This window comes from Xanthomonas sp. NCPPB 3200, from assembly GCF_056393585.1.
This window is the reverse complement of sequence record NZ_CM150785.1, coordinates 1,468,371-1,494,827: the sequence shown is the minus strand read 5'-3', so window position 1 is coordinate 1,494,827 and position 26,457 is coordinate 1,468,371. Positions and strand designations below refer to the sequence as shown.

Sequence of the window (26,457 nt, the reverse complement as noted above, 5' to 3'; positions counted from 1 at the left end):
ACTGCTTAATCGCGCTAAGCTGCCGCCACTATTTTGCGAATCTTGCGAATGCCGCAGTCGTCCCTCCCGCTCCGCCACCAGCTCGGCCTGCGCCTGCAGCGGCTGCGCCAGCGCCACGGCCTGACCCAGGCGGAGCTGGCACGCCGGCTCGGGCTGTCGCCGAGCTACCTCAACCAGATCGAGCGCAACCAGCGCCCCCTGACCCTGGCAATCCAGCAGCGGCTCAAGGCCACCCTGGGCGATCTGGACGGCCTGCTCGACCTGGACGACCCGGCCGCGCTGGTCGAGCCGCTGGACGAATCGCTGCGCAGCCTGGGCCACAGCCTCTCGGCCGCCGAACTGCGCGTGCTCACCGGCAACCTGCCGCAGGTGGCCCAGGCCCTGCTAGACCTGCACCGCGCCCACCAGCACCTGCTCGAGCGCACCGCCGCACTGGAAATACAGATCGGCGCCGACCACGCCGCACTGCCCTCGCTGTCGCCGGGCGAGCAGGTGCGCGATTACTTCAATCGCGCGCACAACTATCTGCCGGAACTGGATGAGCGCGCCGAGGCGCTGTATGCCGAACTCGGCCTGACCTCGGACAACCTGCCGCTGCGGCTGCGCCAACGCCTGGCCGATCGCCACGGCCTGCTGGTGCAGGACGCGCCCGATCTGCACAGCGACAAGCGTAGTGTGGATACGCAGGCGCGCGTGCTGTGGCTGCCCGCGCATCTGCGCCCTGGCCAGCAGGCCTTCCAGATGGCCGCGCAACTGGCCTTGCTGGAATGCGCGCCCTTGCTCGACGCACGCATCGCCGATGCCGGCTTCGAAGATGCCGAGCGTATCGCGTTGTCGCGGATCGGGCTGTCGAACTATTTCGCCGGCGCGCTGGTGATGCCGTATGGCCAATTCCTGCGCAGCGCCCAGCGCTCGCGCTACGACATCGAATGGCTGGCCGATCGCTTCGGCGTCGGCTTCGAGGCTGTCTGCCACCGGCTCAGCACCTTGCAGCGGCGCGGTGCGGCCGGGCTGCCGATCTTCTTCATGCGGGTCGATCGTGCCGGCAATGTGTCCAAGCGGCACTCGGCCACCGACTTCCACTTCTCGCATGTCGGCGGCGCCTGCCCGCTGTGGATCGTCTACGAGGCCTTCAACCAGCCCGACCGCATCCTGACCCAGATCGCGCGCATGCCCGATGGCCGGCGCTACTTCTGGCTGGCGCGCCAGGTCAGCAGCGGCGCGCCCGGCTACGGCCGCCCGCGCAAGACCTTCGCGTTAGCGCTGGGCTGCGACCTGCGCCATGCCGATCAACTGGTGTATGCGCGCGGCTGGGACCTGGACGCGGTGGACGATGCGGTGCCGATCGGCCCCGGCTGCCTGACCTGCGAACGCAACGACTGCGTGCAGCGCGCCTTTCCGGCCTTGCCCCGGTTATCTGCCCACCCGCGCTAGTGCAGAACCCTGGTCCGTCGCGCCGACCAGGCAACCTTGGTCCGCGGTACAGGCCACGCACACCGCAACTGTGACCGGGCAGACGCTACCGCTGCACTGCAGCATTCCAACGCGAGATAGCTCCCGCAAAATGCTTCATTGGAATGGAATGACTTGCGCTTCTACCCTGAAGCGGACACATGCAGGACAGGGGGACGTCAAGGCGATCGACCATCGTCGCAGCGTCACGCAAACGATCAATCAGCTCCACACCGCAGCAACCGCCATGCCCGCGTTGGACACGCCAACGCGCAGCCGCGCCACAGCGCCGCACCAGCGGCCACTATTTCATTCGGTAACTTTGTCCTGGGAGGGATCAAACGATGCCCGTTCACCACACCGGCCACCCGGCCAGCCGGCGCCTGCGCCGCACGCCCGTGCGCGACGTCCTCTGCACCACCATCGCCTGCGTGCTGGCCACCGCGTTCAGTGCGCAAGCACAGGACAGCGCGCCTGCCGCGCCGCCGGCCACTGATGCCACCACCACGGCTGCGCCGCCGGTCACGCTCGACAACATCACCGTGATCGGCCAGCGCGCCAGCCTGAATCAGGCGGTGCAGGCCAAGCAGATGTCCGATCACGTCATGGAAGTGATCTCCGCCGACAACATGGGCCAGATGCCCAATGTCACCGTCGCCGAAGCGCTGGTGCGCCTGCCCGGCGTCAACGGCACCCGCGACCGCGGCAACGAGAGCCTGGCGACCGTGCGTGGCCTTGGCCCGCGCATGACCATGGGCACCGTCAACGGGCGCGAAATCGCCTCCTCCGAGCCTAATCGCGCCGTGCGCTGGGAAGTGTTTCCCACCGAGATCGTCTCCACCGTCAAGGTCTACAAGACCCAGTCGGCGGACCTGGTCGCCGGCGGCCTTGCCGCGACGGTGGACATCTCCACCATCAGCCCGCTGGACTACACCGGCCCGGGCTTTGTCGGCACCGCCGGCCCGGTGTTCTACGACCACGCCAAGGACGTGGACGGCTATTCCCCGTGGGGCAGCCGCTTCGGTGCCAGCTGGGTGCACCAGATCAACGACAACCTCGCGGTTGCGCTGGGTGCCACCTACCAGAAACAGAAGAACTCCAACTCCTCTATCGGCAGCTGGGGCTATACCGATGCCACCACCTCGCGCGATGTGGACGGCGACGGCCGCGTGGACCCGACCCCGTGGGGCGCGGCCGACCAGCTCAAGCTCACCGAGCAGACCCGCACCGGTGCGATGGGCACGGTGCAATGGCGCTCGGGCAACCTCGAGTTGAAGTTCGACGGCCTGTATTCGCGTATCGAGATCGACGAGGACCAGTTGCAGAACTGGTTCAACGGCCTGGCCTACAGCACCTTCTCGACCGGCGCCAATCCGTACACCACGCCGGGCTCGTCCTACACCATCGTCGATGGCGACGTGGTGGCCGGCACGCTGGCCAACTCGAACCTGCAGGTCGACCATGTGGTCAGCCACTACAACGAGGTCAAGACGCTCACTGCCGGCGGCCTCAACGCCAAGTGGAGCGGCGATGTGTGGACGCTGGGCAGTGACCTGTCGTTCTCGCAGGCCAAGCGCGACAACACCTGGCAGGCGGTGCGCTTCGGCAGCAACCCGGACACCGTCTCGTTCGATTTCCGCCGCAGCGTCACCCCCACCATCAGCACCAGCTCGGACACGCCCGAGTGGGGCATCGCCGGCCAGACCGAGCCGCAGGGGCTGCGCGACAAGATCGCCGCGCTGGCGCTCAACGCCAGCCGCCCGGTCGATGCCGCGGCGTTCACCTCGCTGGAATTCGGCGCACGCGCCGCGCGCCGCGAGAAGCAGAACCGCCGCTTCATCAGCAACCAGTCCGGTTACGACCAACCGATCTCGGCGTACCAGGGCCTGATCTATCCGGTCACCATGCCGGACTTGAACGTGCCCACGCTGACCGGCGGCAACATGGATGCCATCGCCCAGATCGGCTTCGGCGGATTCGACCCGGCCACGCTCGACGAGCAGTTGCTCGACCACTGGAACGTCAAGGAAGACGTGCGCGAAGCCTTCGCCAAGGCGGTGTTCAGCTCGCAGCTGTTCGGCACCGATGTCACCGGCAACATCGGCGTGCGCCTGGTCAACACCAAGACCACCAGCGACGGCTTCGATTCGGTCGGCACCACCGTGCAGGCCAGCAGCGACAGCAAGGAATATACCGACGTGTTGCCCAGTGCAACCGTCAACTTTCTGATCGACGATCAACGCATCCTGCGCTTTGCGGTGGCCAAGGTCATCGCACGTCCGCCGCTGGACGAGTTGCGCACCGGCCGGCGCCTGGACGACCCCAACGTCACCGTCGGCCAGCTCACCGGCAGCGGCGGCAACCCGCAGCTGGATCCATTCAAGGCCACCCAGGTCGACCTGTCCTACGAGTGGTACTTCCACAAGGAAGCGCTGGCGGCGATTGCGGTGTATCGCAAGGAAGTGGATTCCAGCATCGGCTACCGCACCGACCGCGAAGTGATCAACGGCCTGGATTACCTGGTCAGCGCGCCGTTCAATGGCGGCGGCGGGCATATCAACGGTGTGGAACTCACCTTCCAGACGCCGTTCTACTTCATCCCGCACATGGAAAACTTCGGCGTCTACTCCAACTTCTCGCTGGTCGATTCCAACCTCAAGGAATTCTCGCCGGAAGACAACCCGCTGCCGCTGAGCGGGCTGGCACGCAAGACCGGCACCTTCGACCTGTGGTACAGCAACGGCAGCTTCGAAGCGCGCGTGGGTTACAAGTACCACAGCCCCTACACCGTGGTGTACGGCTGGAATGCGGCGCGGCTGGCACGGTTGCAGAGCGAAGGCACGGTGGATCTGAGCCTGAACTGGCAGTACAGCAAGCAGCTCGGTTTCCGCTTCCAGGCCGGCAACCTCACCAACGAACCGCTGCGCGCCTACACCGACAACAAGCCCAACCGTCTGGCCAACCAGGACGACGGCGGCTATCAGGTGTTCGGCCGTCGCTACGCGCTGGAAGCGACCTACAAGTTCTAAAGCACCGCTGACACCGCTGTTGCACGCCTGCTCCACCACTGCGCGCGGTGTGCGCAATCGCCTACGTCACTGACGTTGTGATTGCGCGCACCGCCCGCACGACGGCACCGCCGCATGCGGCAGGCTGTCACCCGCTCCGCGTTTCATCTGTCGAGGAATTGCATGCGCTCCACACGCCGCCTCTGGACGCCCGCGCTGCTCGCGCTGGCCATCTCCACCTTCGCACACGCCGCCCCGGCCCCCGCCACGCTGTATCTGGGCGCGGACCTGTCCTACGTCAACGAGATGGAGGAATGCGGTGTGCAATACCGCGAGAACGGCGTGGTCAAGGACCCGTTCGAACTGTTCCATGCGCACGGCGCCAATCTGGTGCGCGTGCGGTTGTGGAACGATGCCCGCTGGACCCGCTACAGCGACCTGTCCGACGTCAAGAAGACCATCGCACGCGCACGCGCGCAAGGCATGCAGGTGCTGCTGGACCTGCACTATTCCGACGACTGGGCCGACGGCGAAAAACAGCTGATTCCCAAGGCCTGGGCCAGCATCACCGATACCGATGAACTGGCACGCACCCTGTACGGCTTCACCTATGACACGCTCAGCGCGCTCGACCGTGCCGGCCTGATGCCGGAGCTGGTGCAGGTCGGCAACGAAAGCAATTCCGATCTGATGGACAGCAAGCCGTGGGACAAAAAGCGCCCCATCGACTGGCAGCGCAACGCCAAGCTGTTCAACGCCGGCATCAAGGCGGTACGCGACATCGGCGCACGCTCGGCGATCAAGCCGCGGGTGATGCTGCATATCGCCCAGCCGGAGAATGTGGAACCGTGGTTTGCCGACGCGACCAAGGCCGGCGTCACCGACTACGATCTGATCGGCATCAGCTACTACCGCAAGTGGTCGACCCAGTCGATGGCCGAGCTGGGCAAGACCATCAAGCGCCTGCGCGGCCGCTTTGATGCCGACGTGGTGGTGGTGGAAACCGCCTATCCGTGGACGCTGGACTCCGGCGACACCTCGCACAATCTGCTCGGCCAAGACTCGCTGATTCCCGGCTACCCGGCCACGCCGCAGGGCCAGTTCCGCTACATGGTCGATCTCACCCAGCTGGTGATCGATACCGGCGGTGCCGGCGTCGTGTACTGGGAGCCGGCATGGACCAGCAGCAGCTGCAAGACCCGCTGGGGTACCGGCTCGTCGTGGGAAAACGCCAGCTTCTTCGACTTCAAGCACGCCAATGAAGTGCTGCCGGCGATCGACTTCATGCGCCACCCGTATACCGGCGTACCTGCAACGACAAGCAAGCCTGCTGCGGGCACACAAGGCAACGCTGCGGATACCGACAAGAGGACCCAGCCATGACCGGGATCAATCGCCGCGAACTGCTGCGCGGCATGCTCGCCAGCGGCGTGAGCGCCGCACTTCCGGTCGGTACGGCCGGTGCGTTGCTGCCCAGCATTGCCGCTGCAGCACCAGCTGCAGGTAATACCGCCACGCCGCTTGTCGCGCTCGGCGATGCAGCCCTGGCACCACGCGAACGGCTGCTGTTCGACTTCGGCTGGCGCTTCCATCTGGGCCATGCCAGCGACCCATCGCGCGACTTCGAGTTCGGTACCTTCCAGCGCAGCTTCGCCAAGGCCGGCAAGGACACCGCCACCGCCGCGCAACTCGCCTTCGACGACAGTGGCTGGGAACTGCTGGATCTGCCGCACGACTGGGCCGTCACCCTGCCCTTCCAACAGGAACCGATCTCGGCCACCATCACCGAGGAAGATCCGGCCGCCGCGCACGGCTACAAACCGCTGGGCACGAGCTTTCCGGAAACCAGCGTGGGCTGGTATCGCCGCGTGCTGCAGATTCCCGCAGACGATCTGGGCAAGCGCATCAGCCTTGTGTTCGACGGCGTGTTCCGCGACTGCATCGTGTTCTGCAATGGCCACATCGTCGGGCGCAATGCCAGCGGCTATTGCGGGTTCGAGGTCGACCTCAGCGAAGTGCTCGACTACGGCAAGCCCAACCTGATCGCGGTGCGCGTGGATGCCACGCTGGGCGAAGGCTGGTTCTACGAAGGCGCCGGCATCTATCGCCATCTGTGGTTGCACAAGACCGACCCGCTGCATCTGCCGCAGGACGGCGTGTTCGTGCGCACCACGCTGCAAGGCGCCACCGCAACCGCGCAGCTGTCCACCGAGGTGCGCAACGACGGCAGCGCCCCGCGCCAGTGCACGGTGCAGGCGCGCGTGACCGCACCGGATGGACGCGTCGTCGCACAGGCAGCCAGCACCGCGGTCACCGTTGCACCCGGCCAGGTGCACCTCGTCAAACAGACCCTGCCGCTCGGCGAAGCGGCGCTATGGTCGATCGACACCCCGCAGCTCTACCGCTTGACCACCAGCGTGCACAGCGACGGCAAGGCGGTCGATGCGCTGGTCACTCCATTCGGCGTGCGCACGGCCGTCTTCGATGCACAGCGCGGCTTCCTGTTGAACGGTACGCCGCTCAAGCTGCACGGCACCAACAACCACCAGGACCATGCCGGCGTCGGCACCGCCATCCCCGACAGCCTGCACGAATGGCGCCTGCGCCAGCTCAAATCGATGGGCTGCAACGCGTACCGCAGCTCGCACAATCCGGCCACGCCCGAACTGCTCGCGCTGTGCGACCGGCTCGGCATGTTCGTGATCGAGGAAACCCGCCGCATGTCCACCGACCCCGAAGCCATGGGTGAACTGGAGACGATGGTGCGGCGCGGGCGCAATCATCCCAGCGTGATCCTGTGGTCGCTCGGCAACGAAGAACCGCAGCAGGTCACCGAGCGCGGCGCGCGCATCGTCAGCCGCATGCAGCAACGCGTACGCCAGCTCGATCCCACCCGCCCCACCACCTTCGCCATGGACAAGGGCTTTGGCGATGGCGTCGGCCAGGTCGTGGATGTGGTCGGCTTCAACTACCGCACCAGCCAGATGGATGGCTTCCACGCGCAATATCCGCATATTCCGATCTACGGCAGCGAAACCGGCAGCACGGTGTCGGTGCGTGGCAACTACCGGCGCGACGATGCGCGCGGCTACACCCGCGCCTACGACACCGACCACCCATGGTGGGCCAGCACCGCCGAAGCCTGGTGGAGCTATGTCGCGCAGCGCCCGTATATCGCTGGCGGCTTCATCTGGACCGGCTTCGATTACCGCGGCGAACCCACGCCCTACAACCGCTGGCCGAATGTCGCCTCGCAGTTCGGCGTGCTCGACAGCTGCGGGTTTCCCAAGGACAACTACTGGTACTACCGCGCGCAATGGACCAGCGAACCGGTGCTGCATCTGTTCCCGCACTGGAACTGGGACGGCCTACTGCAGCCCGATGACAAGGGCCGCGTCCAGGTCTGGTGCCACAGCAATCTCGAAGCGGTGGAACTGCTGGTCAACGGCGTCAGCCAGGGCCTGCAGCAGGTGCCGGCCTACGGCCATGTCGAATGGCGCGTGGCCTACGCACCGGGCGTGATCGAGGCACGCGGCTATCGCGGCGGCAACTTGGTGCTCAGCGAACGCCGCGAGACGGCCGGCAAGCCGGCAGCGATCCGCCTGAGCTGCGACCGCGACGCAGTGCGCGCGGATGCCGAAGACGTGGCGGTGGTCAAGGTGGAGATCGTCGATGCGCAGGGCCGCCTGGTACCGACCGCCGACAACCTGGTGCAGTTCGCGCTGCGCGGCCCTGCGCGGTTGATCGGCGTGGGCAACGGCGACCCCGCCAGCCATGAGGACGACAAGGCGCCGCAACGCAAGGCCTTCAATGGACTGTGTGCGGCCCTGCTGCAGAGCACGCGCAGCGCCGGCAGCACCGTCTTGCAGGCCACCGCACCCGGCCTTGCCGCTGCCACCCTGCGCCTGGAGGCCGACAAGGCCAAACCGCGCGCATCGGTGGCCTGACGCAGGCCGTCGCAGCGGCTGCAGTGATCACCAACGACCAGGTTCGCACCACCTGAGCGCGCCGCAATGCCGGGAGCCATGACCGGCTCCCGGCACAGTCAGTCGCCTGCGCCTGCGTGCGCAAGCGACAGGCAGTGGCGACACCCGCCCGGCCCACCGCCGCTAGGTCGCGCGACTGGACCGCTGGCGGGCGGGTTCAAGCATCCGTGCTCCCTGCATCCGGCGCACGCGGAAAGTAGCGGCTGAGCTTTTCTTCCCACGCCTGGAACTGCTCAAGCGTGTAGGCATCCATCGGCCGTGGATCGGCGGCGACCGCCTTTTTCTGCGCCACATACGCGATCCGCTGGGACGACAGCTCGTCCCACGCCTTGCGCAGCATCACCGGATCGGGATGCGAGACCATCATCGCTTCCAGCAGCGTGGCCTGCGCCACGCGTGCGGCCAGCAGGTCGCTGAGCGCCTCGGTCACGGCCTGCATCCACTCTTGCTGTTTCTGTTCCATACCCAACCGACTCGCTTGCCTCGTGCGCCGCGCACCATAGCGCGCCATCCGGAACGGCCGTGTGCAAGCACGGTTCGAGATTCAGGTCACCACGTGATGCGAACACATGATTGCTCTCTCCATCGCTTCGTCTGAGCCATCTCAGGCCCGCGACACTGCATCACCGCAACGATGTGCTCCCGCGCGGCGCGTGGCGGCGCGGGAGCGCAAGCCTCATCGCAAGCGCGAGAACGCACCGATACCCGCGATCGCCAACCGATCGGCGGGCACCGCCGTCTCCGCGAACGACAGCCGCAGGTAGCGGATCTGGCGAACCTCGGGGAAATTCAGGCGCTGGGTCGAGAGCGCATAGGCGATATTGGATAGCTCGCCGGCGCCAGCCGGCTGCCAGTGCTGCCCATCTTCGCTGGTTTCAGCGCGATAGCCTTTAGGCGGCGCCGCACCGTTCATCACCGTGCGCGAGGGCGTGAGGCTGAAGCCGGCAACCTGACGCAGCGCACCAAGGTCGATGGTCGCTTGTACGGGATGGCCCGGCGTGGGAGCGGGCGTGATCCAGATCGTGCTGGCATCGTCGTCGAGCAACATGTCCGCCCCTGGCGCGCTGGCCTCGACGATTCGCCAGCCGGCGGTGGACAGCACGTCTGGCGCGTTCGTGGTCGGCCGCGCGACCGGCACTGGCGCAACGGCGCGGAACAGCGCGAATTCGCTGATCGCCGGGCACACCGGCGCCTCCAGCACGACCAGGCGCACCCGGCGTGCGGCGATCGGGCGATCCAGTCGCACGATGCGCTGTGCACCGATGCACTGCGCTTCGGCCAGCCGCCGCCACTGCCCATCGACCTCGGCTTCGACCGCGAAGCGGGTGACGCGCACGCCCAGCGGCAGATACTCGCGCAGCCGGATCAGATCGAAGCTGTGCACCGCCGACAACTCCAGCGTCAGCGTCGGCGTGGTGACCTCGTTCGGCGTGGACCAGTAGCTGTCCGGCTGGCGGTCGAGGACGCGCGCCGGCTCGAACCCGGGGCCGCGCGATGCGCTGGCACTGGCCTTGGCACCCTTGGCCAGATCGATGGCGAAGCTGGCGCGGATCGCGTCGCCGAAACTCTGCAGCACCGCCACATCGTGGTCGGGGATGCGGCCACGTCGGTCGGGCGGAAGATTGAGGTTCATGTTGGTGCCGCGCGCGACCGAGGTGTCGAAATAGCGCACCAGATTTTCCGGGCTGCGTACCTTGCCGTCTTCATCGGCATGGTAGAACCAGCCAGGGCGGATCGAGGTGTTGGTTTCGGCCGGCCACCACAGCGCCCCGCCGCGCACGCCGGAATTGCCGTTTTCCTGGGTGTACGGGGCATTGGGCATGGTTGGCCAGCTCGGATCGCCAGCGATACCGTCCTCGTTGCCGCCCCAGCGGATGTCGGCGCCGAGCGGGTCGAAGGTGCAGGCCATCGGCTGGTGCCGATGCACCAGCTCGATCATCCGTGGCCAGTTGTAGTAAGCGGGCGCATCGATCTTGCGCGATTCGCGCGCTCCACCGTAGTAGCCGTCGCCGCCATTGGCGCCGTCGAACCAGAACTCGAACAGGTCGCCATAGCCTGTGCAGAGTTCGACGATCTGCTTGCGGAAATAGTCGAGATAGCCGGGACGCCCATACTCGGCATGATTGCGATCCCAGGGAGAGAGATAGATGCCGAATGCCAGGCCAGCGCGTCGACACGCCGCTGCCATTTCGCCGACGATGTCACCCTTGCCGTTCTTGTAGGGCGAGTTCCGGATGCAATGCTCGGTCAGGCGCGTCGGCCAAAGACAAAACCCATCGTGATGCTTGGCCGTGAAAATGAGCCCTCTCAGATTGCCGGCCTTGGCAGCAGCAACAATCTGATCGGCTGAAAAATCGCTGGGATCGAATTTGCGCGGATCCTCGTCGCCGTAGCCCCATTCCTTGTCGGTGAAGGTGTTCATCGCAAAATGCACGAAGGCGTATTGCTCCCACCGATGCCAGCGCAGCTGTCGCGCGCTGGGCACCGCACCCCACGGCGCGGGGCTGCTGGCGCCTGGCGTTTGCGCGATGCGAGCTGCCGAGGCACTGAAGCTGGCGGCGGCCACCACACCCGTGGCAAGAAAGGTACGACGATCGATCATTAGCGCCTCCGACTTTGCACAAGTTTCGATCTTAGCTTTTCCCAAGGCGAAAGAGTCCCAAAACAGCAGGCGGTTCGTGCAATGCACCGCGCACACGCGGCCTTTGCGCGGCGAGCGCCGAACAGCGTGCCAAGCAAGCCGGGCATGCGTCGTTTGACGGCTGATGGCCGCGCCGCACGCTGCGTTGTGGGTGCTCGCATGGCTGCATCTTGCGTACGCGAAGCGCGTTCCGCGAACAGAACGCACAATGGCTGACCGACGACAACCAACAAGGACCGCACGACAGCGTCGGCGTGCCAACACCTGCCAAGTTTTGGCATCAACATTGACCGTCGAGGTCTCATCTTGGCTGGTACTGACTTGCGGCAAGTCCACAGGTCATGACGTAGCGGCACGTGCCCGGGCTGACCGAGCCACACGCTCAGGGATCAGGCCGCCCAGCCGGCAGCGGTGCGCACTAGCGCCGCTGTCGCAGATTCATCCGCGACAGCGGCAGTATGCGTTGAGCGATCCGGCAATGGACGTTTGAAGACCCCGGCCCAATGGCAAATCGCCCACCGGGACCCAGGGCCGGCACCCTCTCGACCGCCAGCGCAAGGATTTGTCGGTGGGTGGGCTTAAACTTGCGTCCGCGCCGACGTGAGGCGGCTCCTGGTTCCGTCGCAACATCCTGTGCCATTCCAACGCTTCGTCCGTTTCGTCGCAACATCGATTGATCTCGTTTGGAGGGTCGTCGCAACAGCCTCGCAACAAATCACCGTTACTCGCCGCTAGCGATCCTGATTGACCGCCACATCCCGGAAGAACATTTCTTGCAAAGCACTGATACAAAAGAAAAAACCAAGAACACCAACGGGGCCGTAGAGCACACCCCGCTGATGAAGCAATTCTTCGCCGCCAAGTCGGACTACCCCGACCTGCTGCTGTTCTTCCGCATGGGCGATTTCTACGAGCTGTTCTACGACGATGCGCGCAAGGCTGCGCGGCTGCTCGACATCACCCTGACCCAGCGCGGCAGCTCCGGCGGTGCGCCGATCCCGATGGCGGGCGTGCCGGTGCATGCCTACGAGGGCTATCTGGCGCGGCTGGTGGCGTTGGGCGAGTCGGTGGCGATCTGCGAACAGATCGGCGACCCGGCGCTGGCCAAAGGCCTGGTCGAGCGCAAGGTGGTGCGCATCGTCACCCCCGGCACGGTCACCGACGAGGCGCTGCTGGACGAGCGCCGCGACACCTTGCTGATGGCGATCTCGCGCAGCAAGCAAGGCTACGGCCTGGCCTGGGCCGATCTGGCCGGCGGGCGTTTTCTGGTCAACGAAGTGGACAGCGTGGACGCGCTGGAAGCGGAGATCGCACGCCTAGAACCGGCCGAACTGCTGGTGCCCGACGAAGACAACTGGCCGGAGTTCCTGCGTGGCCGCGTCGGCGTGCGGCGGCGGCCACCGTGGTTGTTCGACGCCGACAGCGGCCGGCGCCAGCTGCTGGCCTTCTTCAAGTTGCACGACCTGTCCGGCTTCGGCATCGACGACAAGCCCTGCGCTACCGCCGCCGCTGGCGCGCTGCTGGGCTATGTCGAGGAGACCCAGAAACAGCGGCTGCCGCATCTGACCTCCATCGCGATGGAAGTGGCCAGCGAGGCGATCTCGATGAACGCGGCCACGCGCCGGCATCTGGAGCTGGACACGCGCGTCGATGGCGACACCCGCAACACCTTGCTCGGGGTGCTGGATAGCACGGTCACGCCGATGGGCGGGCGCCTGCTGCGGCGTTGGCTGCACCGCCCGCTGCGCCTGCGCGAGGTGCTGGTGCAGCGCCACCACGCGGTCGGCACGCTGATCGACAGCGGCGCCGATGCCGACGTGCGCGAGGCCTTCCGCGCGCTGGGCGATCTGGAACGCATCCTCACCCGCGTGGCGCTGCGCTCGGCGCGCCCGCGCGATTTTTCCACCTTGCGCGATGGCCTGGCGCTGTTGCCGAAGGTGCGTACGATCCTCGCACCACTGGATTCGCCGCGCCTGCAGACGCTGCACGCCGAACTCGGCGAGCACGATGCCACCGCGCACCTGTTGATCAGCGCAGTGGCGGAACAACCGCCGCTCAAGCTCAGCGACGGTGGCGTGATCGCCACCGGCTACGACGCCGATCTGGATGAGTTGCGCCGCCTGTCCACCAATGCCGATCAATTCCTGATCGACCTGGAACAGCGCGAACGCGCCAGCAGCGGCATCGCCACGCTCAAGGTCGGCTACAACCGCGTGCATGGCTATTACATCGAGATCAGCAAGGGCCAGGCCGAGAAGGCCCCGCTGCACTACAGCCGCCGGCAGACGCTGACCAACGCCGAGCGCTACATCACCGAAGAACTCAAGAGCTTCGAGGACAAGGTGCTGTCGGCGCGCGAGCGCTCGTTGTCGCGCGAAAAACTGCTGTATGAAGGCCTGCTCGATGCACTCGGCAGCGAGCTGGAAGGTCTCAAGCGTTGCGCGAGTGCATTGAGCGAACTGGATGTGCTGGCCGCCTTCGCCGAGCGCGCGCAGGCGCTGGACTGGGCGCAGCCGGAACTGGAGAGTGCCCCCTGCCTGCGTATCGAACGCGGCCGCCATCCGGTGGTGGAAGCGGTGCGCGACCAGCCGTTCGAACCCAACGATCTGGAGCTGCATGCCGACCGCCGCATGCTGGTCATCACCGGCCCGAACATGGGCGGTAAATCGACCTACATGCGCCAGAACGCCCTGATCGTGCTGCTGGCGCACATCGGCAGCTATGTGCCGGCCAGCCGCGCGGTGATCGGGCCGATCGACCGCATCCTCACCCGCATCGGCGCGGGCGACGATCTGGCGCGCGGGCAGTCCACCTTCATGGTGGAAATGGCCGAAACCAGCTACATCCTGCATCACGCCACGCCGCAATCGCTGGTGCTGATGGACGAGATCGGCCGCGGCACCTCCACCTACGACGGCCTGGCGCTGGCCGATGCCGTCGCACGCCATCTGGCGCATACCAATCGCTGCTACACGCTGTTTGCCACGCATTACTTCGAGCTCACCGCACTGGCCGACGAGTCGCATGCCGGCGGTGCCAGCGGCATCGCCAACGTGCATCTGGACGCAGTCGAACACGGCGAGCGCCTGGTGTTCATGCATGCGGTCAAGGACGGCCCGGCCAATCGCAGCTTCGGCCTGCAGGTGGCCGCGCTCGCCGGCTTGCCCAAGGCCGCGGTAACCCAGGCGCGTCATCGCCTGGCCGAACTGGAACAACGCGGCGGCGAAAGCCATGTCGCACAGATGGCGCCGGCCGCATTGGACGCCCCGCAACAGTTCGGCCTGTTCACCGCGCCCTCGTCCGCTGCGCAGGAAGCGCTGCAGGCGCTGGACCCGGACGAACTCACGCCCAAGCAGGCGCTGGAAGCCTTGTATCGGTTGAAGGCGTTGCTTTGAGTGCGGGGATTCGGGAATCGGGAATCGGGAATCGGGAATCGTAGGAGCGTAGTTGCCTGGCTCTAATGCTTTGCGGGGTTGGTCAACCCGTTGCTGTGTTGTTGTCGGATGAAGTGACTTGACTGCCACTGTGCGGCATCGCTGCCCTCGCCCTGCAGTGCGACGCGTGCCGTGTTGCTCTGCTGCCGCGACGGGCGCACGCTGCGGCAACGTTTTGTCCAACCGGAGACACCCATGACCACGTCCGCCTCGTTGACCGATCAACTCGCCGCGCAGTTGCAAGGCCCGCAGTTGCAGCAGCTCGCCAGCCGGCTCGGCATTGCGCCCGAGCAGGCGCAATCGGCGGTGCAGACCGCGCTGCCGCTGTTGATGGGCGCCCTGGGCCGTAACAGCCAGCAGGCCGGCGGCACCGATGCGTTGCTGGGTGCCTTGCAGCGCGATCATGCCGGCAGCCCGGACATCGGCAGCCTGTTCGGTGCGCTGCTCGGCGGCTCGGCCACCGGTGCGCAAGGCAATGGCGCCGGTATCGTGGGGCATCTGTTCGGCGACAGGGCGCCGCAGGCTGCCGCTGGTCTGGGCCAGGCCACCGGCCTGGAAACCGGCAAGGCCAATCAACTGTTGCAGTTGCTGGCGCCCATCGTGATGGCGTATCTGGCCAAGCGCTTCCTCGGCGGCAATGCCGATGCCAGCAGCCAGCTCGGCCCGGCCCTGGCGCAGGAACAGCAGCGCGCCAGCAGCGACACCGGGATCAACGGCTTGCTGGGCAGCGTGCTGGATCAGGACGGCGACGGGAAGCTTGGACTGGGCGATGTCATGAAGCTCGGCGGCAGCCTGTTCGGCAAGCGCTGAGATCGCAGGCGCAGGTCGGTTCGGCACCGGCGCGTCATCCATAGCGTCTCACTATCGATATGGTTGAATAATTCGAATTCCCTAACCGATCGATGCTGCTTATCGTGTGCGCACGCCACCACGATGAGCCCGCCTGATGCGTCTGTCTGCCAGTCACAGTCTGCATATCGACCTATACCGGCGCCTGCAGGCAGGCGCTAGCATCGGCCCATGCGGCGGCGATTCTCGATGACTCCCATGGCCGCATCTGCGCCCTCGATCGATGACCACAACTGACGCATTGCCCACCGTTTCGATTCCACCAGCACGTGTCCGCAGTTTCGGCACACAGCTCCCCAAGTGCTCATGCACACAGGTATTGCCATGACAACCGAAGCAAAGTGCCCTTTTAACCACGCCGTCGTCGGTACCGGAACCACCAACCGCGATTGGTGGCCCAAGCAGTTGCGCGTGGACCTGCTCAGCCAGCATTCGAGCAAGTCCAACCCGCTGGGCCAGACCTTCAATTACGCCGAGGCGTTCAAGCGCATCGATCTGGCCGCGCTCAAGCAGGAACTGCGTGCGCTGATGACCGACTCGCAGGACTGGTGGCCGGCCGACTTCGGCCATTACGGTCCGCTGTTCGTGCGCATGGCCTGGCATAGCGCCGGCACCTACCGCATCGGCGACGGGCGTGGCGGCGGCGGTCGCGGCCAGCAGCGCTTCGCACCGCTCAATAGCTGGCCGGACAATGTCAGCCTGGACAAGGCGCGCCGCCTGCTGTGGCCGATCAAGCAAAAGTACGGCCAGGCGATCTCCTGGGCCGACCTAATGATCCTCACCGGCAACGTCGCGCTGGAAAGCATGGGCTTCAAGACCTTCGGCTTTGCCGGTGGCCGCGAAGATACCTGGGAACCGGATCAGGACCTGTACTGGGGCCGCGAAACCAAGTGGCTGGGTGGCGACGAGCGCTATTCGCGTGGTTCGCCCGGCGTGGACGAAGCGCACGGCGTGCTGGTGAAGGACGACGACAGCGAAGTGCCGCACACCCGCGATCTGGAGAACCCGCTGGCCGCCGTGCAGATGGGCCTGATCTACGTCAATCCGGAAGGCCCGGACGGCAAGCCCGACCCGGTCGCCGCCGCGCGCGACATCCGCGACACCTTCGCACGCATGGCAATGAACGACGAAGAGACCGTGGCGCTGATCGCCGGCGGCCACACCTTCGGCAAGACCCACGGCGCCGGCCCGGCCGACAACGTTGGTGCCGAGCCGGAAGCCGGCGAGCTGGAGAGCCAGGGCCTGGGCTGGCACAACCGCTACGGCAGCGGCAAGGGTGCCGACACCATCACCAGCGGCCTGGAAGTCACCTGGACCACCACCCCGGCGCAGTGGAGCAACGACTTCTTCGACCATCTGTTCAAGTTCGAGTGGGAACTGAGCAAGAGCCCGGCCGGCGCCCACCAGTGGGTGGCCAAGAATGCCGACGCCATCATTCCCGACGCGCACGATGCAGCGAAGAAGCATCGGCCGACCATGCTGACCACCGATCTGGCGCTGCGTTTCGACCCGGCCTATGAGGCCATCTCGCGTCGCTTCCACGAACACCCCGACCAGTTCGCCGACGCCTTCGCCCGCGCCTGGTTCAAGCTCACCCACCGCGACATGGGCCCGCGCTCGCGTTACCTGGGAACCGAAGTGCCGAGCGAAGAACTGCTGTGGCAGGACCCGGTGCCGGCCGTCGACCACCCGCTGGTCGATGCGCAGGACGCCGCCGCCCTCAAGCAGGCCATCCTCGATTCCGGCCTGAGCGTGGCGCAGCTGGTGTCCACCGCGTGGGCGTCGGCATCGACCTTCCGCGGTTCGGACAAGCGTGGCGGCGCCAACGGCGCACGCATCCGTCTGGCACCGCAGAAGGATTGGCAGGCCAACCAACCCGCGCAGCTTGCACAGGTACTGGGCACGCTGGAGCGCATCCGGGCCGACTTCAACGGCGCGCAGTCGGGCGGCAAGCAGATCTCGCTGGCCGACCTGATCGTGCTGGCCGGTAACGCCGCGGTCGAACATGCCGCACAGGCCGCAGGTCACAGCGTCACCGTGCCGTTCGCACCCGGCCGCACCGATGCCTCGCAGGAGCAGACCGATGTCGAATCGTTCGCGGTGCTGGAACCGGTGGCCGATGGCTTCCGCAACTATGCCAAGCAGCGCTATGCGGTGCCCGCGGAGGCATTGCTGATCGACAAGGCACAGCTGCTGACGCTGACCGCGCCCGAGTTGACCGTGCTGGTCGGCGGCCTGCGCGTGCTCGGCGCCAATGTCGGCGACTCCAGCCACGGCGTGTTCACCGCCCGCCCCGGCGTGCTGAGCAACGACTTCTTCGCCAACCTGCTCGACATGCGCACCGAGTGGAAGGCCACCTCCGAATCGAAGGAGATCTACGAAGGCCGCGACCGCAGCACCGGTGAAGCCAAATGGACCGGCACGCGCGTGGATCTGGTGTTCGGTTCCAACTCGATCCTGCGTGCGGTGGCCGAGGTCTATGCCAGTGCCGACGCACAGGAGAAGTTCGTCCAGGACTTCGTCGCCGCCTGGACCAAGGTGATGCAGCTGGATCGTTTCGATCTGGCGTGAGTGGCAAGGCGCACGCCATCGTGCGTGCGCCTGCAGCGGTATTGAAATACACGCAAGAGCTCGACTCGGCACGGAAGACGTCAGTGGAGCGGCGGGGCTGCGGTTTGGCTGCAAGGCCCTTGCCCGCCCACCATCGCGGGACACGCCGCAAGTACGTCCCTGTAGGCTCTTACGCGGCATCCATGCCGCGTAAGGTCCCGCGACGGTGAGCGGGCAAGGACCCGTCGAGATGGTCGGTGTGCATGGTTGAGAGCAGAGCATCACGAACGGCGCTTCCCCCGCGATGGAGAAGCGCCGTTTTTATTGATTGAACAACATGACGGATGCCAAGGCGTTTCTTGTTTCCGTCAGTCGATTCGCAGCGAATAGCCCGCGCAGTGCTACAACGCGTCGATATCGCCCAGCGCGTTGATCAGCCGACGTGCCCGCTTGTCCGGCTTGCCCTCGGGTGCGCGATAGCCGGTACGTTCGGCGGCGCGCTGCAGTCGCCATTGCGCCCGCGCTTCGCGTGAGGCATCGCTTTCCACGTACAGCGTCTGTGCGACCGGAGCGGGGCCGCGCACATCGCTCAGCGCGGCAACGGTGACTTCGAAGATTTCGCCGCCACGGTCGATGCGCAACTGCTCGCCGCTGCGCAGCGTGCGCGAGGGCTTGGGCCGCTGGCCGGCGACGTCCACCTTGCCGTTGTCCACCGCCGTCTTGGCCAGGCTGCGCGTCTTGAAGAAGCGCGCCGCCCACAGCCAGACATCCAGCCTGACCGTCGTCGCTTGTTCCACCAGTTGAGTCATCGCGTTGTGCTTGCCGTCGGATCCAATGGGCTGCGGGCCGCTGCCGTGATCGCCACTGTATCGGCGCGTCGCAACGGGCTGCGTTGAGCGGGAAATATCTGGGCAAGCCCGCCGTAACTCAAGCGTGGCTGCCGTCCAAGTACAGCCTACCTTCCACACGCTGGCTGACTCATACAGACTGATCCGCACAGCGTGCGTCGTGTCATCGGCCTGGCGACAGCACGCCTCACACCTGCCAATGCTAGTGTTCGCAGCTTCCGCACCACGGCGCGCCTGCGATGCCCAAATCCGCTGTCCTGACCGAAGGCCCGATCGGCAAGAATCTGCTGCTGTTTGCGATGCCGATCCTTGCCGGGAACATCGCGCAATCGCTCAATGGCTCGATCAATGCGATCTGGGTGGGCCGCTACCTCGGCGAGGCGGCGCTGACTGCGGCGGCCAACGCCAACAGCATCATGTTTTTCCTGATCGGCTCGGTGTTCGGCATCGGCATGGCCTCGACCATCCTGATCGGCCAGGCGATGGGCGCGCGCGACATCGCGCAGGCGCGCAAGGTCATGGGCACCAGTGCCAGTTTCTTCGGCGGGCTGTCGGCACTGATCGCGGTGCTGGGCTGGTTTCTGGCCCCGCATCTGTTGACCGCCATGGGCACGCCACCCGCATCGCAGACACTGGCCGAGGAGTACCTGCGGGTGATCTTCCTGGCGATGCCGCTGATCTATGTGTTTGCGTTTCTGTCGGCGGCACTGCGCGGTACCGGCGATGCCCGCACGCCGTTCCGCTTCTTGCTGGTGTCGGTGGTGCTGGACATCGTGTTCAACCCGCTGCTGATCTTCGGCCTGGGCCCGTTCCCGGCGCTGGGCATCGCCGGCGCGGCCTGGGCCACGTTGCTGGCGCAGGCGGTGGCACTGGGCGGTTTGCTGCTGTATCTGCGCAGCAAACGCCATGTGCTGTGGCTGGGCCGCGCCGATCTGCACCTGTTCCGCATCGCGCCGACCATCCTGCGCGCGCTCATCGTCAAAGGCGTGCCGATGGGCCTGCAGATGGTGCTGATTTCGCTGGCCATGATCGCGATGATGACGCTGGTCAACGGCTTCGGTACCGACACCGCAGCCGCCTACGGCGCCGCGTTGCAGCTGTGGACCTATGTGCAGATGCCGGCGATGGCGCTGGGCGCGGCGTGTTCGACGATGGCCGCGCAGAACGTGGGCGCGGGATTGTGGACACGCGTGGATGCGACCGCACGCACCGGCATCGCGGCCAACTTCCTGATGACCGGCGTGCTGATCGGGCTGCTGATCGTGTTCGATCGCTGGACGCTGGCGCTGTTCCTGCCGACCGACAGCCCGACACTGGAGGTTGCGCGGCATCTCAACCACATCGGGATCTGGTCGTTCCTGCTGTTCGGCGTGAGCTTCGTGGTTTCCGGCGTGGTGCGGGCCACCGGTGCGGTGATCCCGCCGCTGCTGATCCTGGCATTCGGTCTGTGGGGCGTGCGCGTGCCGCTGGCAAACGCCTTGATTCCGCAGCTGGGAGCGGACGGCATCTGGTGGAGTCTTCCGATCAGCTCGCTGTGTTCGATGCTGCTGTCGCTGGCGTATTACCGCTGGGGCGGCTGGCGCAAGGCACGCATGCTGACCACGCCGGCAGATCCTGCCGAACTGGCCGCCGCCGCAGAAGTGCCGGCGCATCCGGCCTCGCCGGTCGCCGATACCGCGCCGATCGCGGACGCGCCGCAGCCCCGCCGGCACTGACATCGGCTAGCACCAGGCGGCACGCTGCCACACCGGCCGACATTACACGCGAAGGCAAGAGCCGGACGCTGCACTGAAATGATCGATACAGCGCGCAGGGATTTCTTGAGTGATCGGCCCAGCCGACCGACGCCATCGCTCGCCGAGTCGCGACGAAAAGACATCCCGCCCACTGCGCAGCAGCCGCGCGCTCACGTGTAAACCTATGAGCATCGCGTACGCACAACCGGCGAATCCCCAATCCCCAATCCCCAATCCCGATTCCCCAATCCCCACAACGCAAACGGCCGCCCAAAGGCGGCCGTCTGGCAACAGCAGGACAAGCCTGCCAGTGACTTACTCAGCCTTGGCAGCAGCCTGGCGAGCGGCCTTGGCCTGTGCAGCGGCGGCCAGATCTTCCTTGATGCGGGCAGCCTTGCCTTCCAGACCACGCAGGTAGTACAGCTTGCCGGCGCGCACCTTACCGCGACGCTTCACTTCGACCGAGTCGATGATGGCGCTGTGGGTCTGGAACACGCGCTCGACGCCGAAGCCGTGCGAGATCTTGCGCACGGTGAACGCGGAGTTCAGGCCGGCGTTCTTGGTACCGATCACAACGCCCTCATAGGCCTGCACGCGCTCGCGGTTGCCTTCCTTCACCTTGACGTTCACCACGACGGTGTCGCCCTGGTTGAACTCGGGAAGCTTGCGCTGAATCTGGGCGGCTTCGAAGTCAGCCAGGATGGTCTTGTTGAGTTTGCTCATGATGGGCACCGCGTGTCTGGTGATATTGGACCGGCAGTCGCCGCACGGCGATTGCTCGAGGTTCGTAGGAGGGCCAGACGCAAGGCTGGCCAGCAAGCCGCATATTGTACCCCAATCGATAGTGCAAGAGCTAGGGGTGAGCCCTTATTTCTCGTCGTCCGGGGCGAGTTCGCGGCGAAACTCGTCCAGCAGACGGCGATCGTTCTTGTCCAACCCGGCCTCATCGAGCAGGTCCGGGCGACGCAACCAGGTCCGGCCCAGCGACTGCTGCCGACGCCAGCGCGCAATTGCAGCGTGATTGCCCGAGCGCAAGACTTCCGGCACATCGCCCCAGTCATGGGTCGCTGGATGGCTGTAATGCGGGCAGTCGAGCAGGCCTTGCGGGCCTTCGAAACTGTCCTGGGCTGCGGATTCGGCGTCGTTCAACACGCCCTCCTGCAACCGCGTCACCACATCCACCAGCACCGCCGCGCCCAACTCGCCACCGGACAACACATAGTCGCCGATGGAGATTTCCATATCCACCGCCTGCGCCAGAAAGCGCTCGTCCACGCCTTCGTAGCGCCCGCACAGCAACACCATGCGTGGCAACTGCGCCAGCTCGCGAGCGAGCGGCTGGGTGAGCGGCCGCCCCTGCGGGCTGAGATAGATCACCGGCGCCGGACGCGCGTCTGCCGCTTGCACCGCGTCCAGACAGGCCCGCAACGGCTCGATCAACATCACCATGCCGGGCCCGCCGCCGAACGGACGATCGTCCACCCGGCGGTAATTGCCCTGCGCATGCTCGCGCGGATTCCAGCCCTGCAATTCCAGCAAGCCACGCTCCTGCGCCCGCCCGACCACGCCGAACGCCGCGCATTGCGCGATGAACTCGGGGAACAGGCTGATGACGTCGATGCGCACTGGGGAATCGGAAGTGGGAATGGGGAAAGCAATAGCGGAGCGGCGCGATGCGCCATTCCGGTCAGAAATCCGGATCCCAGTCCACCACGATCAGGTTGGCTTCGAAATCGACCGACTTGACGAAATCCGGCAGCACGAACGGCACCAGCCGCTCGCGATCGCCGCGCACCACCATCACGTCGTTGGAGCCGGTGGAAAACAGGTGCGACACCGTGCCGAGCTTGACGCCTTCGACGGTTTCCACCTGCAGCTCTTCCAGATCCACCCAGTAATATTCATCGGGCTTGGGTGGCGGCAGCACGCTGCGCGCGACGTAAATCTCGGTTCCGTGCATGGCCTCGACGGTGTCGCGGTCGGTGACGTCGGGGAACACCGCAATCAGATTCTTGCCCTGATCGCGCCCACGTACGCCGCTCACGACCGATTCCTGCCCCGAGGGCGTCCGCACGATCCACGGCTGATACCGGAAGATCGCACTGCGCGGCTCGGTCCAGGATTCGAGCTTGAGCTCGCCCTTGACACCAAAAGCGCCGACAATCCTGCCTAACAGGATGCGGCGCTCGGTCGGCTTCATCTGCGTCGACTCTGGGCCAGGCGCTGGCGCCCGGCCCTCCAGGATCAGGCCGCAGCGGCCTGGGACTTGGATGCTTCGCGATACAGGTTGCGCACCTTGTCGGTCAGCTGAGCGCCCTGGCCGACCCAATGGTCGACGCGAGCAACGTCCAGCACGACGCGCGGTTCTGCGCCCTGCGCAACCGGGTTGTAGTAACCCAGACGCTCGATGTTGCGGCCGTCGCGCGCGCTGCGCACGTCGGTCACGATGATGTGGTAGAACGGACGCTTCTTGGCGCCGCCGCGGGTCAGTCGAATCTTGACCATGGTGTCGTTTTCCTGAGTTGCCCAGTCGCCAGAATGGCGCGGTAAGCCGGCGATTATAGCGGGCTACGGCAGCGAAGCCAAGTCACCCCGGAATCGCTCAGATCCCCTGCCAGGCCTGGGTCTGCAGGGCCTGCTCCAGCAATGGCAGCTGCGCGGCCTGCGCCGGCCACGACGCCGCGCCGGCTTGCACGATCGCCTGCTGGCCGCGCGCGTTGCAGCTGAAGGCGCCATCGAAGCCGCCCAGCTCGCTCAGCACGACCGGGCGAAACTCCTGCTGGATACCGAGCGTCTGCAGACCGGCCTGCAGCAGACGCTGCTGGGTGCCGGGCAGCGCCGGCCCTTGCGGCCACACCACCCTGCCCTGCTGCCACACGCCCAGATTCCAGAAGGCGCCCTCCAGCAGATGCGCCTGCGCGTCGATCAGCAATGCATCGTCGTAGCCAGCCGCCATGGCCTGGCGACGCAGATGCAGCAGCGCGAAGGTGCCGACATGCTTGTGCCGGGGTTGCTCGCGCACATGACGGACCGGCTGCACGCGCAGCGCGGTGGTTGGCATCCGGGCTGCGGGCGCGATGGAGATCAGCACATCGAGCGCAAGCTGGCGCAATGGATCGCGCAGGTCGAAATCCTGCGCAAACACGGTGATGCGCACGCTGGCGTCTTCGCAGTTCGCAGCCGACAACGCAGCGCGCAACTGGACGCGCAGGGATACCTCATCGATCGATGCACCGAACAAGGCAGCGCCGTCGTGTTGCAGTCGTTGCAGATGCAGGTCCAGCCCGCGTACCGCTCCGCCGCGCACCTGCAGGGTGGTGAAGTGGCCGTAATTGACCAATGCGGCCGCGCCCAACTGCTGCGCTGTCGCCACTGCGCCGTTGCAGAAGATCAGCGGCACAACAGCGCCTGTGCTTCAGCCCACCACTGGGTTAGCAATTGCGCGGCAGGCTGGGTAGATGCCATCCAGGCCGATTGCCCGGCCCAGGCCTGCATGGCGTCCAGACGGTTGTCGCGCGCGGCGGCCTGACGCATCGGTGCGGTCAGCGCGCGCTGCACCGGATACGGCGCCGGCACCGGCGCCTCGGCCGCAATGGCAGCACGCACATAGGGCGTGGCGAGCGCACGCCCCAGCCGGCCGGAAAATGCACGGGTCGGCTGGGTCTGTTCCGGTTCGGCCTGGGCCAGGGCGTCGGCCCAGGCACTGGGCAGCGCAGCCTCCGGCGTGCGCAGCAGGCCGGTACCGATCTGCACGGCGCTCGCACCCAGCGTCAGCGCCGCGGCAATGCCGCGCGCGTCGGCGATGCCGCCTGCGGCGATCACCGGAAGATCCAGGTGATCGACCAATCGTGGCAACAAGGCGAACAACCCGGTCATCTGCCGCTCGGCGCGACCGGCATCGAATGCACCGCGATGCCCACCGGCCTCGGCGCCCTGCGCAACCACCGCATCGGCACCGGCCGCCTGGGCCGCACGCGCTTCGTCCAGCGTGGTGGCGCAGGCAAACCAGGCGATGCCGGCGCTTTTCAGCCGCGCAACCTGATCGGGCCGGAACACGCCCATGATCGATGAGGCGACGGCGGGCCGTGCGGCGAGCAAGGCGTCGAACTGGGCATCGAAGTCGGCCGGTGTTGCGTCGCCCGCATCCTCGGGAACCGGCGGCCCCCACTGCGACACAAACGCACGCACGCGCGCCTCTGCCGCGGCGTCGCGCACAGGGGCCGGATCGGGAATCCACAGATTGACCTGGGCGGGCCCGGCGCTCGCGCCGCGAAACGCCGCCATCCACGCCACGATGTCCTGCGGTTGCGACAACACCGCACCCATCGCGCCCATGCCGCCGGCCTCAGCAACCGCCGCCGACAACGGCACCGGGCAGGCACCGGCCATGGGGCTGAGCAGGATGGGAAGGCCTAAACCAAAACGCTGCTGGAAGGCGTCGATCTGCGAAAACGAACCCATCGTGCGCGGCCTGAAGTGATGACGCGTTGTGCGCGAGTTCAACGCCACGCGTGCCTGTCGAAGGCCTTACCGCGCGCGTCGCCGATTGAAACTCAACGGAACGGCATGCCGCCGCGGCCGCCCATGGCGCCCATCATGCCCTTCATGTTGCGCATCAGGCCCTTCATGCCACCGCCGGCCAGCTTGCCCATCATCTTTTCCATCTGCTGATACTGCTTCATCAGCTTGTTGACGTCGGCCGGCTGCATGCCGGAGCCGCGGGCGATGCGGGCGCGGCGCGAGCCGTTGAGCAGCGCCGGGTTGCGGCGCTCCTTCTTGGTCATCGAGTTGATGATCGCGATCATGCGCGGCACTTCCTTGCCGGTGACCTGCTGCTTGACGTTGTCCGGGATCTGGCCCATGCCCGGCAGCTTGTCCATCAGCCCATGGATGCCGCCCATGTTCTGCATCTGCTCGAGCTGTTCCTTCATGTCGTTGAGGTCGAACTTCTTGCCCTTGGCGACCTTGGCGGCGAGCTTGGCGGCCTTTTCCTGGTCGACGCTGTGCTCGACCTGTTCCACCAGCGACAGCACGTCGCCCATGTCCAGGATGCGGCTGGCGACGCGGTCGGGATGGAACACGTCCAGGCCGTCGGTCTTTTCGCCGGTACCGACGAACTTGATCGGCTTGCCGGTGATGTAGCGCACGCTCAGCGCGGCGCCGCCACGGGCGTCGCCGTCGGTCTTGGTCAGCACCACGCCGGTCAGCGGCAGCGCCTCACCGAAGGCCTTGGCGGTGTTGGCCGCGTCCTGGCCGGTCATCGCATCGACCACGAACAGGGTTTCGGTCGGGTTGACCGCGGCGTGCAGCGCCTTGATCTCCTCCATCATCGCCGCATCGATGGCCAGGCGGCCGGCGGTATCGACCAGCAGCACGTCGGCGAACGACTTGCGCGCATCGCTGATGGCGGCGCGCACGATGTCGACCGGCTTCTGCGAGGCGTCGGACGGGAAGAACAGCACGCCGACCTGCTCGGCCAGGGTCTTGAGCTGCTCGATGGCGGCCGGACGGTAGACGTCGGCCGAGACCACCATGACCTTCTTCTTGCGCTTTTCCTTCAGGTGCTTGGCGAGCTTGCCGACCGTGGTGGTCTTGCCCGCGCCCTGCAGGCCGGCCATCAGGATGATCGCCGGCGCCGGCACGTTGAGGTTGAGGTCGGTGGCGGCCGCGCCCATCACGGCGGTCAGCTCGTCGCGAACAATCTTGATCAGCGCCTGGCCCGGGGTCAGCGACTTGAGCACTTCCTGACCGACCGCGCGCACCTTGATGCGCTCGATCAGCGCCTGCACCACCGGCAGCGCCACGTCGGCTTCGAGCAACGCGATGCGCACTTCACGGGTGGCTTCGCGGATGTTCTCCTCGGTCAGGCGGCCGCGGCCGCGCAGGCGCTCCATGGTGCCGGAGAGACGTTGGGTAAGGGACTCGAACATGCGCAAGGGACCGCGTGAGGGGA

The 26,457-nt window shown here is 66.2% G+C and carries 18 protein-coding genes; 8 read left to right on the top strand and 10 right to left on the bottom strand.

Going from position 1 to position 26,457, the window contains the following annotated elements:
• Positions 1 to 48: 48 nt before the first annotated feature.
• The 4 genes from AC06DU_RS06410 to galA all read left to right on the top strand — a co-directional run bounded on the left by AC06DU_RS06410 (position 49) and on the right by galA (position 8,407).
• Positions 49 to 1,434 carry a short-chain fatty acyl-CoA regulator family protein gene (locus AC06DU_RS06410; protein ID WP_478203831.1) on the top strand — a complete coding sequence of 462 codons (1,386 nt, stop codon included), beginning with the start codon at positions 49 to 51 and terminating at the stop codon, positions 1,432 to 1,434.
• Between the two features lie 362 nt (positions 1,435 to 1,796).
• Positions 1,797 to 4,481: a TonB-dependent receptor gene (locus AC06DU_RS06405; protein ID WP_478203830.1), complete on the top strand. Its 2,685-nt coding sequence runs from the start codon at positions 1,797 to 1,799 to the stop codon at positions 4,479 to 4,481.
• A gap of 162 nt (positions 4,482 to 4,643) precedes the next feature.
• Positions 4,644 to 5,843 carry a glycoside hydrolase family 53 protein gene (locus AC06DU_RS06400; protein WP_478203829.1) on the top strand — a complete coding sequence of 400 codons (1,200 nt, stop codon included), beginning with the start codon at positions 4,644 to 4,646 and terminating at the stop codon, positions 5,841 to 5,843.
• Positions 5,840 to 8,407 (top strand): beta-galactosidase GalA, encoded by a 2,568-nt coding sequence (gene galA / locus AC06DU_RS06395; protein WP_478203828.1) that lies wholly within the window; start codon positions 5,840 to 5,842, stop codon positions 8,405 to 8,407. Before AC06DU_RS06400 ends, galA begins: the two co-directional genes overlap by 4 nt.
• Positions 8,408 to 8,603: 196 nt before the next feature.
• Here galA and AC06DU_RS06390 read toward each other — a convergent pair whose 3' ends face one another.
• Both AC06DU_RS06390 and AC06DU_RS06385 read right to left on the bottom strand, forming a co-directional pair.
• Complete coding sequence (locus AC06DU_RS06390) at positions 8,604 to 8,957, bottom strand: hypothetical protein (RefSeq protein ID WP_104552909.1); 354 nt, start codon at positions 8,955 to 8,957, stop codon at positions 8,604 to 8,606.
• A 165-nt stretch (positions 8,958 to 9,122) separates the two neighbouring features.
• Positions 9,123 to 11,048: an alpha-L-fucosidase gene (locus tag AC06DU_RS06385; RefSeq protein WP_434983027.1), complete on the bottom strand. Its 1,926-nt coding sequence runs from the start codon at positions 11,046 to 11,048 to the stop codon at positions 9,123 to 9,125.
• A gap of 878 nt (positions 11,049 to 11,926) precedes the next feature.
• On the opposite strand from AC06DU_RS06385, the gene mutS reads away from it, so the two are divergent.
• From mutS to katG, 3 genes are all read left to right on the top strand, one after another.
• Positions 11,927 to 14,482 carry a DNA mismatch repair protein MutS gene (gene mutS / locus AC06DU_RS06380; RefSeq protein ID WP_434982975.1) on the top strand — a complete coding sequence of 852 codons (2,556 nt, stop codon included), beginning with the start codon at positions 11,927 to 11,929 and terminating at the stop codon, positions 14,480 to 14,482.
• A gap of 234 nt (positions 14,483 to 14,716) precedes the next feature.
• Positions 14,717 to 15,331 (top strand): DUF937 domain-containing protein, encoded by a 615-nt coding sequence (locus AC06DU_RS06375; RefSeq protein WP_166771059.1) that lies wholly within the window; start codon positions 14,717 to 14,719, stop codon positions 15,329 to 15,331.
• A gap of 363 nt (positions 15,332 to 15,694) precedes the next feature.
• Entirely contained in the window at positions 15,695 to 17,941 is a 2,247-nt protein-coding gene (gene katG, locus AC06DU_RS06370; RefSeq protein ID WP_166771058.1) for a catalase/peroxidase HPI, read from the top strand.
• A gap of 380 nt (positions 17,942 to 18,321) precedes the next feature.
• Here katG and AC06DU_RS06365 read toward each other — a convergent pair whose 3' ends face one another.
• Positions 18,322 to 18,729 carry an RNA-binding S4 domain-containing protein gene (locus AC06DU_RS06365; protein WP_039528472.1) on the bottom strand — a complete coding sequence of 136 codons (408 nt, stop codon included), beginning with the start codon at positions 18,727 to 18,729 and terminating at the stop codon, positions 18,322 to 18,324.
• A 278-nt stretch (positions 18,730 to 19,007) separates the two neighbouring features.
• Between AC06DU_RS06365 and AC06DU_RS06360 the strand changes: the two genes are divergently transcribed.
• Entirely contained in the window at positions 19,008 to 20,483 is a 1,476-nt protein-coding gene (locus AC06DU_RS06360) for an MATE family efflux transporter (protein ID WP_478203826.1), read from the top strand.
• Positions 20,484 to 20,819: 336 nt separating this feature from the next.
• On the opposite strand, the gene rplS is transcribed toward AC06DU_RS06360, so the two are convergent.
• From rplS to ffh, 7 genes are all read right to left on the bottom strand, one after another.
• Positions 20,820 to 21,227, bottom strand: coding sequence for a 50S ribosomal protein L19 (gene rplS, locus AC06DU_RS06355; RefSeq protein WP_005989873.1), 408 nt, complete (start codon positions 21,225 to 21,227; stop codon positions 20,820 to 20,822).
• Between the two features lie 144 nt (positions 21,228 to 21,371).
• Positions 21,372 to 22,130, bottom strand: coding sequence for a tRNA (guanosine(37)-N1)-methyltransferase TrmD (gene trmD / locus AC06DU_RS06350; RefSeq protein ID WP_184615319.1), 759 nt, complete (start codon positions 22,128 to 22,130; stop codon positions 21,372 to 21,374).
• A gap of 61 nt (positions 22,131 to 22,191) precedes the next feature.
• Positions 22,192 to 22,704, bottom strand: a complete 513-nt coding sequence (gene rimM / locus AC06DU_RS06345; protein WP_016901486.1) for a ribosome maturation factor RimM — start codon at positions 22,702 to 22,704, stop codon at positions 22,192 to 22,194.
• Between the two features lie 44 nt (positions 22,705 to 22,748).
• On the bottom strand, positions 22,749 to 23,009 hold the full coding sequence (gene rpsP, locus AC06DU_RS06340) for a 30S ribosomal protein S16 (RefSeq protein ID WP_011036396.1): 261 nt from the start codon (positions 23,007 to 23,009) through the stop codon (positions 22,749 to 22,751).
• A 97-nt stretch (positions 23,010 to 23,106) separates the two neighbouring features.
• Positions 23,107 to 23,904 (bottom strand): aminotransferase class IV family protein, encoded by a 798-nt coding sequence (locus tag AC06DU_RS06335; protein ID WP_478203825.1) that lies wholly within the window; start codon positions 23,902 to 23,904, stop codon positions 23,107 to 23,109.
• On the bottom strand, positions 23,895 to 24,965 hold the full coding sequence (locus AC06DU_RS06330) for an NAD(P)H-dependent flavin oxidoreductase (protein WP_478203823.1): 1,071 nt from the start codon (positions 24,963 to 24,965) through the stop codon (positions 23,895 to 23,897). Before AC06DU_RS06330 ends, AC06DU_RS06335 begins: the two co-directional genes overlap by 10 nt.
• Before the next feature lie 92 nt (positions 24,966 to 25,057).
• Positions 25,058 to 26,434, bottom strand: coding sequence for a signal recognition particle protein (gene ffh, locus AC06DU_RS06325; protein ID WP_016901489.1), 1,377 nt, complete (start codon positions 26,432 to 26,434; stop codon positions 25,058 to 25,060).
• Positions 26,435 to 26,457 lie beyond the last annotated feature (23 nt).

Bases quoted from the DNA above. Each gene is read 5' to 3' on its own strand.
- AC06DU_RS06375 (WP_166771059.1), top strand. From the start codon at position 14,717: ATGACCACGTCCGCCTCGTTGACCGATCAACTCGCCGCGCAGTTGCAA.
- rplS (WP_005989873.1), bottom strand. From the start codon at position 21,227: ATGAGCAAACTCAACAAGACCATCCTGGCTGACTTCGAAGCCGCCCAG.
- AC06DU_RS06410 (WP_478203831.1), top strand. From the start codon at position 49: ATGCCGCAGTCGTCCCTCCCGCTCCGCCACCAGCTCGGCCTGCGCCTG.
- AC06DU_RS06385 (WP_434983027.1), bottom strand. From the start codon at position 11,048: ATGATCGATCGTCGTACCTTTCTTGCCACGGGTGTGGTGGCCGCCGCC.
- AC06DU_RS06400 (WP_478203829.1), top strand. From the start codon at position 4,644: ATGCGCTCCACACGCCGCCTCTGGACGCCCGCGCTGCTCGCGCTGGCC.
- katG (WP_166771058.1), top strand. From the start codon at position 15,695: ATGACAACCGAAGCAAAGTGCCCTTTTAACCACGCCGTCGTCGGTACC.
- AC06DU_RS06390 (WP_104552909.1), bottom strand. From the start codon at position 8,957: ATGGCGCGCTATGGTGCGCGGCGCACGAGGCAAGCGAGTCGGTTGGGT.
- rimM (WP_016901486.1), bottom strand. From the start codon at position 22,704: ATGAAGCCGACCGAGCGCCGCATCCTGTTAGGCAGGATTGTCGGCGCT.
- mutS (WP_434982975.1), top strand. From the start codon at position 11,927: ATGAAGCAATTCTTCGCCGCCAAGTCGGACTACCCCGACCTGCTGCTG.
- AC06DU_RS06330 (WP_478203823.1), bottom strand. From the start codon at position 24,965: ATGGGTTCGTTTTCGCAGATCGACGCCTTCCAGCAGCGTTTTGGTTTA.
- ffh (WP_016901489.1), bottom strand. From the start codon at position 26,434: ATGTTCGAGTCCCTTACCCAACGTCTCTCCGGCACCATGGAGCGCCTG.
- rpsP (WP_011036396.1), bottom strand. From the start codon at position 23,009: ATGGTCAAGATTCGACTGACCCGCGGCGGCGCCAAGAAGCGTCCGTTC.
- AC06DU_RS06360 (WP_478203826.1), top strand. From the start codon at position 19,008: ATGCCCAAATCCGCTGTCCTGACCGAAGGCCCGATCGGCAAGAATCTG.
- galA (WP_478203828.1), top strand. From the start codon at position 5,840: ATGACCGGGATCAATCGCCGCGAACTGCTGCGCGGCATGCTCGCCAGC.
- AC06DU_RS06405 (WP_478203830.1), top strand. From the start codon at position 1,797: ATGCCCGTTCACCACACCGGCCACCCGGCCAGCCGGCGCCTGCGCCGC.
- AC06DU_RS06365 (WP_039528472.1), bottom strand. From the start codon at position 18,729: ATGACTCAACTGGTGGAACAAGCGACGACGGTCAGGCTGGATGTCTGG.